Source organism: uncultured Cedecea sp., from assembly GCF_947498825.1.
Classification (GTDB): Bacteria; Pseudomonadota; Gammaproteobacteria; order Enterobacterales; family Enterobacteriaceae; genus JGM124.
In genome coordinates, this window is sequence record NZ_CANMLV010000041.1 from 1 (window position 1) to 14,629 (window position 14,629).

The 14,629-nt window shown below is 53.6% G+C and carries 13 protein-coding genes; all 13 read right to left on the bottom strand.

Annotation, left to right across the window (positions count from 1 at the left end; all coding sequences use genetic code 11):
• The coding region (locus Q1A40_RS22385) for a DUF6708 domain-containing protein (RefSeq protein ID WP_300005874.1) at positions 1-728 on the bottom strand (728 nt) is incomplete at its 3' end.
• A 4-nt stretch (positions 729-732) separates the two neighbouring features.
• Positions 733-855, bottom strand: coding sequence for a hypothetical protein (locus tag Q1A40_RS22390; RefSeq protein WP_300005877.1), 123 nt, complete (start codon positions 853-855; stop codon positions 733-735).
• 151 nt (positions 856-1,006) lie between these two features.
• Positions 1,007-2,620: a VasL domain-containing protein gene (locus Q1A40_RS22395; protein ID WP_300005879.1), complete on the bottom strand. Its 1,614-nt coding sequence runs from the start codon at positions 2,618-2,620 to the stop codon at positions 1,007-1,009.
• Positions 2,621-2,736: 116 nt separating this feature from the next.
• Positions 2,737-3,180 carry a type VI secretion system baseplate subunit TssE gene (gene tssE / locus Q1A40_RS22400; RefSeq protein ID WP_300005881.1) on the bottom strand — a complete coding sequence of 148 codons (444 nt, stop codon included), beginning with the start codon at positions 3,178-3,180 and terminating at the stop codon, positions 2,737-2,739.
• 1 nt (position 3,181) lies between these two features.
• Positions 3,182-3,313 carry a hypothetical protein gene (locus Q1A40_RS22405; RefSeq protein WP_300005883.1) on the bottom strand — a complete coding sequence of 44 codons (132 nt, stop codon included), beginning with the start codon at positions 3,311-3,313 and terminating at the stop codon, positions 3,182-3,184.
• A 24-nt stretch (positions 3,314-3,337) separates the two neighbouring features.
• Positions 3,338-4,933, bottom strand: a complete 1,596-nt coding sequence (gene tssA / locus Q1A40_RS22410) for a type VI secretion system protein TssA (protein WP_300005885.1) — start codon at positions 4,931-4,933, stop codon at positions 3,338-3,340.
• 129 nt (positions 4,934-5,062) lie between these two features.
• Complete coding sequence (locus Q1A40_RS22415; RefSeq protein ID WP_300005888.1) at positions 5,063-5,536, bottom strand: hypothetical protein; 474 nt, start codon at positions 5,534-5,536, stop codon at positions 5,063-5,065.
• 176 nt (positions 5,537-5,712) lie between these two features.
• Positions 5,713-6,255 (bottom strand): type VI secretion system lipoprotein TssJ, encoded by a 543-nt coding sequence (gene tssJ, locus Q1A40_RS22420; protein WP_300005890.1) that lies wholly within the window; start codon positions 6,253-6,255, stop codon positions 5,713-5,715.
• Positions 6,233-7,318, bottom strand: coding sequence for a type VI secretion system baseplate subunit TssG (tssG, locus tag Q1A40_RS22425; RefSeq protein ID WP_300005893.1), 1,086 nt, complete (start codon positions 7,316-7,318; stop codon positions 6,233-6,235). Before tssG ends, tssJ begins: the two co-directional genes overlap by 23 nt.
• Entirely contained in the window at positions 7,282-9,036 is a 1,755-nt protein-coding gene (gene tssF / locus Q1A40_RS22430) for a type VI secretion system baseplate subunit TssF (protein ID WP_300005896.1), read from the bottom strand. Before tssF ends, tssG begins: the two co-directional genes overlap by 37 nt.
• A gap of 181 nt (positions 9,037-9,217) precedes the next feature.
• A complete protein-coding gene (locus tag Q1A40_RS22435) occupies positions 9,218-9,493 on the bottom strand; it encodes a PAAR domain-containing protein (protein ID WP_300005899.1) in 276 nt (91 codons plus the stop codon).
• 131 nt (positions 9,494-9,624) lie between these two features.
• Entirely contained in the window at positions 9,625-13,113 is a 3,489-nt protein-coding gene (locus tag Q1A40_RS22440) for an ImcF-related family protein (protein ID WP_367275783.1), read from the bottom strand.
• A gap of 3 nt (positions 13,114-13,116) precedes the next feature.
• Positions 13,117-14,346, bottom strand: coding sequence for a hypothetical protein (locus tag Q1A40_RS22445; RefSeq protein ID WP_300005901.1), 1,230 nt, complete (start codon positions 14,344-14,346; stop codon positions 13,117-13,119).
• Between the last annotated feature and the right edge of the window lie 283 nt (positions 14,347-14,629).

A 14,629-nucleotide genomic window follows, 5' to 3' on the forward strand; every position in this document is an offset into this window, starting at 1 on the left:
TCCCGGGGCTTGTCTCTGTACAACGGCGCTGTTGGCACCGGTTTTTTTTCCATATAGTGACGACAAAAGCTCCACAGCCCTCCCGCCTCGTCGATTCCGCCCACGGTCCAGGTCAGAATAAAACGGTCCCTGACATCAAAAGTACCCGGCTTGCAGACCGCACAGTAAATACGGTGTCCCCAGTCAGCATGTGCCCGCCGCATTACCCATTCCCCGTGAATATCTTTCCAGTCAAAGACCTTGATAACCGGGCGCCAGCGCTTCCACGGCCAGACGCTTTTCTGGAATTCGTAAACATAGACTTTCTGCCGTTTGCGGTTAAAGCGAACGGGGGCTCCGCGGGGTTCGAATAAAACTGTTCGAACAATAAATAAACAAAACAACCCTAGAGGAAGAAAAGTCACCACAGAAAATAAAAACGATGATATATCAGCCAGCATATCGCTCATGATATTGAGAGAGAAAAAAAAATATAAAAAACAGGTCGAAGTTATTATGGCAGCAAACCATCCCCTCCCCCAACCATGGTTTACGTAACGCGGTAGCTCCATCCATACATCATTGAGTTCATTCACCCAAATCAGTTTTGGGGGAGAACCGCAGTCTTCTGCTCTGTCGGGTAAATCCCCGGTCCACTCCTTAACAGGATGATTTAAACGTGAACGCGGTGGCTGATCCCTTGCTTCACGCGCTGCCTGCTGTGCCCGCCGTCGTTTAATCTTGCCCACTATTTTATCCCTGTGTCGCTTTAATCATCATACCCAGTTTGTTATCCGGGTCCTTGCTGTCCGGCCAATAGGCCGCGGTCAGTGTAACCTCCGGGATGGTGTCCGTTGGTACCCAGACACTCACCATCAGACTCAAACTCCAGGGGCCTTTCTCCCGACCATCCTCACCAGTGACACCTTCCCGCTGCCAGGTATGCTTGTCATACCCTTCCGGACCACTGCGCTGATACCTGAAATCGATGTCGGGTCATGGGCTGGCCTGGTAATCGTCATCATATTCAGGGTTTTTCAGCCTGCTGCTTTATCAGCGCATAACGGTTCAGAAGCTGATTTATCTGCATATCGGTCTGTGTCAGTTGTCCGGGCAGGATCGGGGAATCGGCATCTGCCTGGCTTAGCAGATAGAGCTGCTCTTCCACCGGCTTAGTGCGGGAGAAGTTCTGCATAATAGTAAATACCATCGACTTCAGTTCAGAGCCTGTGAGGTATTTACCTTTACGTTCATCCAGCGTATTCAGGCGGCGGGTCAACTCTTGCAGCCCTTCCATTCCCTGATGCCAGCCGGAGAGATCCTCCACCGGCAGCGCATTGCCGGTGATATAGCGCTGCCACTGCGTAGTCAGTGCTTCGGCATTCGCCGTTCCCGCTCCGGCGCGGTTCGCAAGGGCAAAACCATAGTTTTGCCGCCACAACGGGGGCAATTGTTCAAGGGTGGTCAGCGATGTCTCACTGGCATCAACCGGTACCAGACTCTCGGGTGTGGGGGACAGTTTATGCCAGCCCCAGACCGTAGCGGCACCGATTATCAGCATCACCAGCATGCCGGCGATAAAACTGCGCCAGGCCATGGTGGAAGCTGGCCTGGCAGGCGGTGTCAGTAGAGGCGAGGCTATCGGCTCTTCGCCCGCAGTAGCAATCAGCGTTTTATCCGTGCAAGGCACTACCCGCCCCCCAGTATCCGGCTCGGGTTCTGGCTGCGGAGTCAGGTCTGACAACGGGGAAGGCGTCGGTATCATTTCAGGCTGTGCGGTCAAATCTGATGCCAGGGTGGGCTCCGGTTCAGGTTCAGGCTCCGGTTCAGGTTCAGGTTCAGGTTCAGGTTCAGGTTCAGGCTGCGGAGTCAGGTCTGACAGCGGGGAAGGCGTCGGTATCATTTCAGGCTGTGCGGCCAAATCTGATGCCAGGGTGGGCTCCGGTTCAGGTTCAGGCTGCAGAGTCAGGTCTGACGACGGGGAAGGCGTCGGTACCATTTCAGGCCGTGCGGCCAAATCTGATGCCAGGGTGGGCTCCGGTTCAGGTTCAGGCTGCAGCGTTAAGTCTGGCGGCAGAGAGGGCTCCGGTAATGTTCTGACAGCGCTGATATCCTCCCCGCTATCCATCGTTTCAAGCCGCGTGGCGGTACTGTGCATAAAACGACACAGCGCCCCCATCTGGCTAATATTTTTCAGTTCCAGGCGCTGAAGCGCATCAAGCATCGCGTTCAGGTGCTGTTCAGCCTGATAAACCTGGGGCAAGTCAGCGTAATAAAAGGTCAGCGCACGCAGCGTCGACCGCAGGCGCTGACTGAACCCGGTGAGAATATCCATTCGGGCATGCACGGGATGAGGCCACATCACTCCCCACTGGTGGGTCAGCAATGTTTTCATGATAAGCAGCCCCTCATTGAGGCCCGCCATTCCGTCCAGACGGGCACGGGCCAGGGTGTACCAGGAAGCGGTCTGTAATTCAACGCCATTCTGGCGAAACAGCGACAGGCTAAGCTGTTCAACACGCTGCCAGTCAACGTCCGGGCGGGCCGGATGGTTCAGTTTAGCCAGTTCATCACGCAGAGCAGTATAATCCGCCAGCCCGCGAGGGTCGGCGCCGGTTTTCAGTTGATTATGATTATTCACGGGTATTGTCTGTCAGTTAAAAGTGAAAGAAAGCATGGCTGAGGGGAACGTATACGCTGCTATAGCAGCCCGGATACTCGCGCTATTATTGGCGGTCATCCCGGCATACGTCCCGCCTAGAGCCGGGGACGATTATCAAGAAACTGCTGCTGTTTAAGATGGCGCAGCAAGACCCGGCCTTCCGGCATAAACTCGGTGCCGTAACGTACCAGGCCAATATCTTTGAGTTCCGCATCAATAGCGTAGCGCAGTTCACCCGGTTGTTTTTGTTCTTGCATAACCACCCGGATACTTTTCAGTCGCGGCTCATATTTCAGTAATACCGATGACAGGGAACTCATCAGTTGATGCGCGGTACCCGGCATTCCCTGCAAGATTTGGGTCATATCCGGTAGACCGTAATCAGGCAGATGGGCAAGCGTACCGGCACGGCAACTGAGAATACGTTGCATATTGTCCAGTACTGACAGAATCACCTGGTTTTCTTCGCTTACCTGCTGAAGATCCAGACCACCGCTAAAGTTGCCACAGAGGGTATCGTAGAGTGAAGGCCGGGGCATATTATTTATCCTTACGCAGTATCATCAGAGAATTATCACTGGCTTCAATAACGCAAGCCTTAAATAAACGGGTTGTCGCCATGTGTTCCTGCCCTGTTGCTGCTTTATCATCACTCCGGGTTAATTCGTTCATAGATGTGATTTTTCCTGATAAATTTTAGCTGCATAAAACAGCGGCGCGGGCCGGATCAAGGGATATCAGCCCTGCCAGCAGATGATCCATTTCTGGCTGCAGGCGGGTTTTATCACTTTCGCTGCGCCCGGCTTTCATACGTAATAACTTCAGATGCCGCGCCCGTACTTCAAATAACAGCTCCGGTTCCCATTGCACCAGGGTCACCGCCTCTGCCTGGGAATCCAGTTCGCAGAGCAGATGGGTCGCCAGCTCATTTTTGCCATACTGCTCGGCAATACGCGCTTTGAGTAAACGCAGCAGCCATTTTTGACGACGCGTGACCACGCCCGGGCGATGCTGTAGCCAGCTCAGAGCAGCCTCAGGGCCTTCACTGTCTGCGAGGGATATCGCCTCAGACTCCAGTTGCAATATATCGCTGTCAGCATGGTTATTGGGGGTACTGACCGTCTCACTGCGCCATTCGCCTGGATTATCCATTATCTGCTGCTTTATCCAGTTCTGGGTCACTTCATCGGCAAAGGGGGTGCCATCATTAAAGGCCAGGGTTTCGAGCCCCTGTAAACGGGTCAGTAATCCTTTCAGGTCAGCGGCAATAATATCGGCCAGGGCACTCTTGCCCTGTTTCACCAGGCTCTGGTGCACATACCACTGTAGATCCAGCCACAGATGGTTGGCGCCACGGGAAAACAGACTGTCTGCCTGCTCCAGAATTTCACCCCAGTTCTGCTGCAGATAGAGACGTTTAAGCAACGCCCGCTGATCCGCTTTTGGCGGTTCAATACGCGTACGGCCATCGCTCGCCATCATCGGCAACTCCTGGAGCGTGTCATGGCGCAGACTTTTCATCAGATGATGGGCCGCCAGCCAGCCATCGGGCTGTTCCCGCAGGAAGGTTGCCAGCATGCGCCCCTGAGTCAGAAGATCCTGCCCGGAGGTGACACGGCTCAATTCCGGGGTCGGCTGTGAAGACGCGGCATGCACGGGCGTATTTTCACTGGCGTTTTGCGGCACCACCGCATCCACGCCCCCGGCTCTCATCAGGCGGGTGCTCAGCGCACTGTACAAACCGCCCAGTTGGGGCTGGGTCTCTTCCGTCTCCTGCTCTGCCTGTTGCGCCATCAGCAACAGCGCGCCAACGGTACGCAGCGCCTGCTCTCTGACCACTTCCGGGTACAGGGACAGGCTGTCAACCATGCGGGAACCCGCCAGCCATTCGAGCGCCGCCTTGCGGCTACGCGCTCGCTGGGGATGAAGCGAAGCCCCAAAACGCCCCATCAGCCCGATCAGCAGTTCCAGTCCGTCAGCCAGCCCGCTTTCACCCTCGCGATGAAGTTTGGCCCAGCAGTAATACGTCGCCACGCGAATATCTTTCGCCCGGGTCGTCAGCAGTTTTTCTGCCAGGTTACAAATAAGGTCAGTATCCGCTCCGGAGAGTTTATTCACCTCTTCGCGCATCTGCTGGAAATCATCCTCGTAGCCGGGATCTTCTCCGACCGCTGAGTCGCCGGGAATGGGGAGCAACCAGTTATCCCATAATGCCACCCGTTCCTGGGTGTGTTGTAGCAGCGCGCCTTGTTCTGTTTTACAGGCACTCAGTAAAGCCTGAAGGGATGACATCAGTACACCTCCTGTGCATCATCATAAAGTCTGTTTTAGCATTCAGCGCCGTATCAATGCTGAAGACAGTTTCTTGTTAAAAAATCAAACAGGTCATTGTTCACGTTGTTACTCGCGACAGACGTTCCGCTACGGCAACAACGCTAAAATCAGTTCAAAGAACGTGTTTTCATCAAATCTCTGCCCGGCCCGGGGTAAGGTATCGGGGGGAGTAAAAACCCAGTCGCCGATGATATTTCCTGAACGCATAAACAGACGTCCCAGAGGTGTCACGTGCCCTGCCATATGGAGAGTCACCTCCACACAACCCGTCACACCCTGGCCGTAGAGATATAACGGCATAAATCTGACTGCCCGCTCTTCATAACGCAGAACTACCCCGGAAATATGAAAGGTTCCGCCCTCGACCAGCAGGTCTGTGACAGAGATCGCCTGCGTTTCAGGCGTCAGCCCGGTACCTTGCAGCCATTCATCCATTGTCTGCTGTAACTGCTCCATTCGCAGGGCAAATGCCGCAATATCAGCCTGACTCTTATTGTGAGCCGGGACAGGAGCAGGATGTCTGGCCTGTAATTTTTTGAGGAACTGCGATTTTATTGACATGGAATTTCTGGTCTCAGGTGCAGGTTAAGGTATCGGGAGAGTATGGGTTTTTGAGCTGCCGGACGAAAACCCATGCTTCAAGTATAGATGCACCCGCAATTAAGAAGACGCGGTATATTATCGGGCATCGACGGAGCCGCGGGTTTTCGCCACGGCTCGGTTCAAAGGAAAGATGATTAGTCTTTGAGCGGTTGCAGGGTCAGCTGGTTGTTGCCTGCTTCAATGATGCGCGGTTTATCCGGGTCCAGCTCTTCACGTTTAATCACCAGCTTCCAGGTATTACTGACCAGGTCAGGGTGGCGGAACATTCCTGCCACCGCTACAAACTGGGTCTTTTCTTCCATTGGCATATCAAGGTTCACATCTCCCCCTGGTTTCAGGATGACATCCCGACTGGAAAGCAAGTCGGCTTTCAGGTTTATTTCCCCTTCCTGGAGCAGCTGCTGATAGACCAGTCTGTCGAACGCTTTACTATCTTTTAGCTGATACACCCGGATCACCACCGACTCAGAAAGGGAGTTGCTCTCCCGGGCGTCGGTATTCAGCGCTTCACGTGCGGTAAAATCCAGATGCAGTACCTTAATATTCTTGTAAAACACAGCATTGAAGGCTGATTTGGTTCCTTCGCTGACTTTCTGCGTCACCCCGCAGCCCGCCAGGCTGAATGCCAGCAATGGTAAGATCCAGCGCGCAGTTTTAGTTAAACTTGTACGTAACACGTCGGTTTCCTTGTTGTGGTTTCGCAGGCGCAAGCCCGCTGTAGTCACCCAGTTCTGAGGTAAAAGTCTGAGGAATATCATCCGGAAGGTCATCGCCCTCCCCTCCCAGTACCCCATTCATCCCCAGCCAGAAGGCTCCCTCCCCCAGGGGCGGTGCCACCAGCAACCGGGTAGCGGTCGTCAGGGTTATCCTGGCCTTAAATCGCCAGCCCAGGTATACCCGCAGCATCACCAGAAAGTCCTGATACAACAGGCCATTTGGCTTCCAGCCCTGTGCTTCCTGCGGGTTATCCGTTGTCAGGGCTATCAGCAACTGGCTGTTGGCATCCATCGCTTCATCGCCCAGGGGGGTATTGCCGTCCAGTAAAAAATCCTCATCACCATAAAAACCCAGTGGATGACTGACAGTCACCGGGCGCAGGCAGTACGGACTCACCCTGACCGTGGTCTCCGGTGCCAGCAGCGTGACCAGTGCCTGCATGCCTTCCTGGGTTTTGCCCGGCAGGTGCAGTACACCCAGCAGTGCCAGGAAGCGCGACACCGGCGTATCGATATGGTTAGCTATCCCGGGAATACCCAGCCCCACCAGCCCCAGCAGTGACTGGGAAATCTCGTCGTTCCCCCCGGCTTCAAAGGTGGCCGGGAAGGAGTATTTACGCCAGATACGGTAAAACTGCGTCAGAATACGGTGGCTGAAAATATCCAGAAACCCTTGTAACGCCTCGTGCCCTTCCCGCCGCTGGGAGATATCATCGAGATAGGCGGTGGGTAACGGGGAATCAACGCCGTACAGCCCCATAAACCTGGTGCGGATAACCGGTGGTTTGCTGCTATCGTTTTCGTCGTATTCAACGCCTTTCAGTTCACTGGCCGGAAACCCCATTCCCGGATGCGGCGCAAAGCGCACCGGATCGTCAGCAGGATGGCTGGTAGCGCCTATCAGTGGTTTATCCGGGTTGCGTTTTTCCAGCAGCTGACATAAACGGTAAAAGTTAATGCGCTGGAGGTCAGCTTCCAGCCGCGGAGTCAGCCGGGAATACGGCGGTTGTGCTTCTCTTCCCATTCCAGACGCTCCCCTGTCGGTTGCAGAATAATAATCAGGCGATTAAACAGATAAATATCGGTGTAGAGCGCAAAGAAGCGGCTCAGCATTTCACCGAACAGACAGATATCGCCTTTTCCGGCAAAACCATGACTGTCGAGAGTGATTTCAATCTGGACGCCACGAACCAGATACCCCTGCTCAAAACGTTCGGTTTCGCTGTGCTTTACGTCAATAATCGCTTCCAGACGGCGACGGTTCATTTCGCTGTCGGTCCATTCATACAGCGCCAGCGTGCCGCGCAGCACATCGGCGTTATCCATCATCGACAGAAAACTGCTGCCGAGATGGCTCAGTACACGCCAGTGAAAACGGTCCTGGGCCGGCGGATAACAGGGGAGCGTTGGCATACACAGGTTACGTACAGCAATACTGGTTGAGGTCGTTTTCACCACGGTATCAAGCACCGTGCTTTGCAGCGTCCGCCGCGGCAACTGACCGTTAGTCCCGGTCAGCGTCATGGAGAGGCTTTCATCTTCCGGTACGGTGTGGTTATCAAAGGCTTCGCCGCCAAGGATAAGCCAGGTGTTATACAGCCCTGACGGGCCACGCCGTACGCGGGTATGGTAGTAATATTCCGGGGCCTGATGGCGCATCATCCCGCCTTTGTGGCGGAAACTCGAAAAAGGCACGTAAATGTGCTGGCTGGATGACATCACCGAATCGACGGAGTAGATCTCGGTATGTCCGTCCTGAACACGCATCGGGCGCAGCAAATACTCGGTCTGGAGCGAGTTCAGCGTCAGCGGATCGGACTCCAGCGGGAACAGGTTGATCACCGGCACGCAGTTCAGGCGCAAATGCTTTTCGGTAAAGCTGAAGTCATATTCCCAGCGTTCAGCCAGTATCACGTCAATTTCAAACCAGGGAAGCTCGGCCGGAAAGTCCACCGTTTCCAGGCCGCGCAGGCCGGTAAACATAAATTTTTCACGGAAAGTGAAATACTCCAGCAACAGCTGGTAGCCACTGAAACTGCTGCTTCCTTTCGGCCACAGGTCATCGTTATCGCCAAATCCCAGCGCGGTGAAATACCCGTCCAGTGGCCTGTTGTCCACCTCCCCCGGCAGCCGCAGTCGCAGGTGCGAGGTGTTCATGGTAAAGGCTTCATGCATCGCGCAGGCCAGCGGCGCGTCGGCATTCAGATAAAAAGGAATATGGCTGAGATCGATACGGGTCCAGTCCGCAAGACTGCTGCAGTTAAAACGCAATGTAATCACCGATCGACCATCAGGATCGGTGGATAAACTGGCACGTTCAAGCGCCAGCGGCTGAAGGCCAATCTCTTTGGTGGTGGTGTAGCGGCAGCGCGTACCTTTCTCCCCCATCGGCCGGGAAAGGACTTCAAAACCTTTGGTGATACGCATCGGTTCTTTCATTTCCGGCCAGTCCGGGGTGAATTCCACCACCGACATCGACGGAATGGTGCGCAGATAGTGCGGCCACAACAGGCTGACCAGCCCTTCGGTCAGTTCCGGCAGGTCATCGTCCAGTTTTTCGCGCAGCCTTCCCATCAGAAAGGCAAAGCCCTCGAACAGGCGTTCCACGTAGGGGTCACGCGCGCCCGCTTTATCAAGATTGAGCATTGCCGCCTGTTCCGGATGCGCGCGGGCAAATTCCTCGCCAGCTTCCAGCAGATAACGCATTTCAGCGTCGTAATAGCGTAGAGTTAAGTCGTCCATAAAAACCCAAATGTTATATTCTGATTATCCCCGCCATACTTCAAGTTGCCAGGGTATTGCCGTGATGAGGACAGCCGAATCACAAGTTTATCTGTGCTCATCGACGGGCCAGACCAGGCACCTACAAGCAACTCGCGTTATTTTGGGTATAGCAGCTAGCTACCAGCGAAAAAATAAAATGTTATGCCTCATAACTGCGTTCGCTATGAGACGGGATAAGCATTGCGGCACACGGACAGCTGCTTTTACTGTGCAAGGAGCCGGCATATTTGCGACCATTCACATTGTTTTGCGGAATGCCTCCAATAATTTTATAAATACCCGAATGTCTTCCACAGGTCACACTGTCCTGCTCACGCGAAACAGGGATCCCCGCGAGGGTATTTTTCGAATCGCCTTCCAGAATTGTTCCGCCGCAGGCGGTTTTATCGCCCTGCACCAGGTAATAACCTTTCACCGTTTATCCTCCTCATTGCAAAATTTAATGCGGGTTAACTGCACAATACCACCTGCTGACCAGAGCGAACTTTATCCGAACGCTCCGAAGCAGCATCGGTCTTTGCAGGCCGTTATCCGGCTTTGCAGGGGTCATTCTTCTGTTTCTTCATACATGTCACTGTTTTTTGTATTGCTCATCAGCGCCTGAGCCGCGGCGGCGCTGTCCACGATAAAGATCTGATTTGGCAGCGTGAATCCGCGCAGTTCCAGCAGGGCCAGCGGGCCATTGCCCAACTGCGAGCGCAGAACCCACTGCAGGGTTTGGCCGTCCGGTGTGGTGAAACTCAGCATCCACTGACTGCGGTCAATTCGCTGACGTTTAGCCAGCTCCAGCCAGCGAATAAAACCCCAGGTGCCACTATAATCACCAAACAGACGTGTTCCGGCCTTGATACTGTGCCAGGTCAGCAGGGTGCCGGGTTTAAAGGTGTCCCCCGGCCAGCGGAAGCTCTGCCAGTCGGCCATTTGGTTAAAGTAGTGCAGCTTTTGTCCGTCAATGGTCAGCCGGGTTTCCACCACCTGTGCTGTCGGGCGCGCCTGCAGTTCAAAACTTATTCCCTGGCTGCCATCGGTAAAAAGGATGTCCGATAACAGGCTGAGCTGATTAACCGCTTTAAGAAAAGCAGGATTAAAGGTCAGTCCCTGGCTGTGGGTGTTATCCGGCACCCACTGGCTGCCTTCTTTATGCAGCACACCCCGCAGTTCCGTGGTCAGGAAGCGATCAATACGGCCGCTGTCTTTACGAATAAACTCGGCCAGCATCGGCAGGGAGGCTTCGCTTTTACTGGCCGCAAACGGGAAACGACCATCAAAGGCGGTGTTCCAGTTCGCCACCACTGAGCGGCTCCATTTGTCATTAAGGCTCGCGGCTGAAGGCTGTAAAACCGTTTCCCAGGCCTGGGTCAGTGGCTGTACAAACATCGTGTTACCAAAACCACTCCACTCTTCCCCAAGGCTGGCGGCCATCAGGCTGCCATATTGCTGGGTGTCAGTCAGATCCACGCTTCTCCCCTGAAAGACGGTCTGAGCCAGGGTTTGCATCATCTCCTGCGGATCGGAAGCGTTCGCCACCTGCTGCAGGCGCAGACGCACGCGGGTGATACGGGTTAAATAGGTCTGCAGGCTGAGCGAGTTATCCGCAGAGACCAGGCTACTGGTCGTATTTTTCCCCATCAGCGTCAGTAAAGGACCAAAGGTTTCATCCAGCGGGCCTTGCGGGCCTGACACCGACTGGTCAATCACCGGCTTATCTTTCCCGCCCACCAGGTCTCTGGCTGATTTGATTATCGAGTCCGACAGGGCTTCGTTGCGCTGCCCGGTTTGTCCCTGCCAGGCAAGGGTATTCATCAGTGCAATCAGAGGGGACTGACGCACATCACTCATCAGGGTCAGCTGGTCCGTGACATCCGCAATATTGTGCGCCGGATTAAGTCGCAGGCTGTTAAGGAAAGAGAGCCAGCTGCCGGCAAAATCGATAAAGTAACGCCGGGTCAGACGCTCTTTTAATGCCTCCGGGGATAAGTCCGCAGATACCGTCTGGAAGGAGTCGCTCAGTACCCAGTCGATTTCATCCTTACGTGAGTGAGCCGCCTTCTCTATCGCCTGCTGAATACCGCCTTCCCACGCCTGACGGGTGAACATGCCCGGCACCACTTCAGCGGTGGAAAACAGGCGACGGGCATCGGTGCCACTGGCCATATCCTCGAGGGTGACATCCGCAAAATTACGGCGTACGGATTTGAGCATATTCTCATACAGCGTGCTTTCCGCATTGCGACGGCCTATCTGCTGCAATAACACCTGACGACTCTGGCTGACTAACTGGGCGTCCGGGGTGATACTCCACGCGGACTGTTGCGGTAGCTCATTGATATAGAATGCCCATAAATCCGGCGCAAGACTCTGCCACAGCCCGTCTGAAATACCCGGTCTGGAGGGCTGAACCGCTTTCATTGTCCGGGCGTAGAATGCGCCATCCACTTTGTCGTGGCGCGACATCATCAGCCAGGCTTTCAGCTGGTCATAGCCCTGCTTCACCTGTTTCTGGCGCTGATCACTGTTGGGGGGCGAATTCACCAGGGCGCTGAGTTGTTGCGACAGGGCTACACTGGCCGGATCGCGGATCAGGCGGTTATTGACAATGCCATACCAGGGCAGCATGGCGTCAAGCAACTGCCGGTTATGATCAAGACCAAAGCGCTGATACCAGGGCGCGCCTTCCTGAACATAATGCTGCAGGCGACCGGCATCATTACGCAGGTCATGCAATGCCGTGAGTTTTTCATCTGAAACGGCAGAGTTTTCCCTCAGTTCGCTGGCTTTTGCCGCCACCGAGGTTATCTGGTTGTAGTTCAGCGCAAAGGAAAGCAGCATACCTGCCCCCCAGATACCGGCCACGGCCATTATGCCCCAGGCAAGCGTTCGCTCCCAGGCCATACCGACCCGGCGGCCATGTATACGGGAGCAGTCATCCACAATACCCTGCCAGGTCACGGGCAGCGTCAGGGCGTGGCGCTGTGATGGGGCAATATACTGCTCGGCATCAGCCGGAGCAGGCGTAAAGGTGCGCTCAAATGGGTTAGCGGTGCTTTTCTCCGCCAGGCTGAATACCAGACCACGCAAAGGAACACGCAGCTGGGAGGCCGATAACCAGGGAGCCAGCTGCTGGCTCCAGCGCAAAATACCGCCTGTTTTCAGGTACTGACCCAGGCGTAGCAGAAAGTCATGGCGGCTATTCTCCACCATCTGCATCACACCCTGCTCTTTCAGGGCAGGCAGCATCCGTTCAAGCTGACGGGGGATATCCTCAGCCTGGGCCCGCAGCGGGAACTGTGCCCCCACCACTTGCTCTGTACGCTCCGCCTGCGACCAGCTGCTGTTGCACAGCTGCCACAGCCAGACAGGGGCGGAATAGCCCAGCAGTTCACTGATTTTTTCCAGCCCACGCAGGTCGTTATCGCTAACTTGTGGCGTTAAGTTAAGCGATTCGGGGATCACCCGAACAATGCCATCCAGCGGACGACCCCGGCGCAGTTTACGCAGGGCGGTGTATTTTTCCTTGTCCGGTTCAGTGGACAGGCTGCCGCCATAAATCAGTACGGTGCGGTTACCCTCAAGCCACTGCTGCTGTTGCAGACCCGGAACTAATTGTTCGATGGCGGTTTCATCGCCGGTTATCAGTAACAGACGGACTTTGCGGCGCCAGAAGAAGTTGTAACGACTGTGCAGGTGGGCTTTAATCATTGAAAATTCGGTCTGGACTGCACTTTCAGTTTTTGTTTCTTTGGCTGGAGTCGGGACATCGTCGCCTAATGTCCTCTGTACTTCCCTGTCAAAACTCTTTTTTCCTGATGTCCGGGTACTAAAGAACATCAACAATAAGCATATAGTCAGCACTCCGGTACCCACGCACAAACTGATGAGCCAAGTTTTACGCTCCGGGGTATCCGGCTGTAATCCCAGCAGTAGCGGATACTGCCAAGTCAGCAAAAACATTACCGCGCAACCCAACAAAATAGTGATGCTTACGGCCCAGAACCAGAATTCTGATTTTTTCATCAATACAAAAATATGCTTCACGAATTATTCTCCTTGCGGTAAAGAAGCATGAGGGGATATCACGGTACTCCAGACAACATCACTGTTCTGCTCACCACTGATAATCATGTGCGCTGCGGGTGTATTCCTGATGAGTTGAGCTGCTGCAGTGATCGCCAGCCAAGGGGCTGTACAACCAGGATAGCCCAGGTAGCGGTTAAAGTCGTGCAGACCCACGTTCTGAGAAATATGGTCCAACGGCGGCTTGCCTTGGACAACAAACACACTGGTTCTGGCGTCACTGGTTTCATTAATGCCAGATAACCAGAGATGTTCAATCGCATTCGGTGACAGAGGAACCCAGTCTGCTGCTTGTAGCACGCCCTCTTGCAGCGCATTAGCATTCATCGCAGATGCTTCCGGACGATGTAGTAATGCATAGGGTATCAACGTTTTTTGGGTTAATTGATTCCCCAGCAACAAACCCACCACAGCCTCAGCAGTCATATCAGGCTCTTCCGGGGCTATCTGCAAGGCGATAACCAGCAATACTGTGTTTTCGTTAATACGATAATCAAGCCAGCGATCAACAGCCTCCAGCCCCTGCCCACTAACAAACTCGATAGGTTGCTCCATACCATACTTCTGCCAAACCTGGAGCCAGATAGTTTTAATTTCTGCCTCTGGTAAAGAAGAAGAAGATTCAAGCAAAATCGCGACAGGGTTATCTGCCGGCAGTGTTAAAAGTGACACAGAGATCTTTTGTAACAATGCGCTGAACGCTGTAACCACAACAGACGCGATTGGAATACCTTCCGCCGCAGGCAAACGACTGTGGCGAATATTATCTCCTCCTCCCCAACTCGTCTGTGGAAATAACACGTTGAGATTACGCTGTAACGACTCTGCAATAGTCGTCAGCCGCAAGTCGGTTGTATGAGCCGTAATACATTCAGCCGACAAGATCTGTAGCGCCCGCCGCCCACGACGGACCTGCTTTAAAATATATTGTTCGCGACGCCTGTCATATGCATTGGCTCTGATATGACGGAGCACAAATACGGACATAAAGAAAGAAGCAACAATGCCCCATCCCCCTAATGGAACCCCGATAGCAAGCCACCAGAATCTATCATTATCGATGTATTTTCCCAGTAAACGCATTAGTAGTATCCCAATGGTTACTATACAAACCAAAACAGCAATCCAGCGTAATAGCTTCGGCGGGCTTGGACGCGCTGAAGGGCCTGGAATATCTTTTATTTTTACTGGCATGAGGCGCTCGAATTAATTAGTAATATCATATATGAAAATAATAACATAATAGAAAATCAACATTTATTTGATATATAAAAAAGGATCTCATTCCCAGTCATATTTTAATAACAGAAAAATATTCCTTATCCAATTTTAAGACTATATTTTCCTCTAACCACAATAATATTATTTATGAATTGATAATCATATTTTGGATGTTTTTCATTCAGGTGCCGTTCTGGATTCTCTGTCCAGGGCTTCCGGCCAGAGTGACTTTGCCTTTTTTTGAGGTCTGCCATCA

What these genes read in the sequence shown, in the direction of transcription:
- Q1A40_RS22390 (WP_300005877.1), bottom strand. Translation starts at nt 855, where the DNA reads ATGGTGAGTGTCTGGGTACCAACGGACACCATCCCGGAGGTTACACTG.
- tssE (WP_300005881.1), bottom strand. Translation starts at nt 3,180, where the DNA reads ATGCCCCGGCCTTCACTCTACGATACCCTCTGTGGCAACTTTAGCGGT.
- tssF (WP_300005896.1), bottom strand. Translation starts at nt 9,036, where the DNA reads ATGGACGACTTAACTCTACGCTATTACGACGCTGAAATGCGTTATCTG.
- Q1A40_RS22405 (WP_300005883.1), bottom strand. Translation starts at nt 3,313, where the DNA reads ATGAACGAATTAACCCGGAGTGATGATAAAGCAGCAACAGGGCAGGAA.
- Q1A40_RS22445 (WP_300005901.1), bottom strand. Translation starts at nt 14,346, where the DNA reads ATGCCAGTAAAAATAAAAGATATTCCAGGCCCTTCAGCGCGTCCAAGC.
- Q1A40_RS22415 (WP_300005888.1), bottom strand. Translation starts at nt 5,536, where the DNA reads ATGTCAATAAAATCGCAGTTCCTCAAAAAATTACAGGCCAGACATCCT.
- tssA (WP_300005885.1), bottom strand. Translation starts at nt 4,933, where the DNA reads ATGTCATCCCTTCAGGCTTTACTGAGTGCCTGTAAAACAGAACAAGGC.
- tssG (WP_300005893.1), bottom strand. Translation starts at nt 7,318, where the DNA reads ATGGGAAGAGAAGCACAACCGCCGTATTCCCGGCTGACTCCGCGGCTG.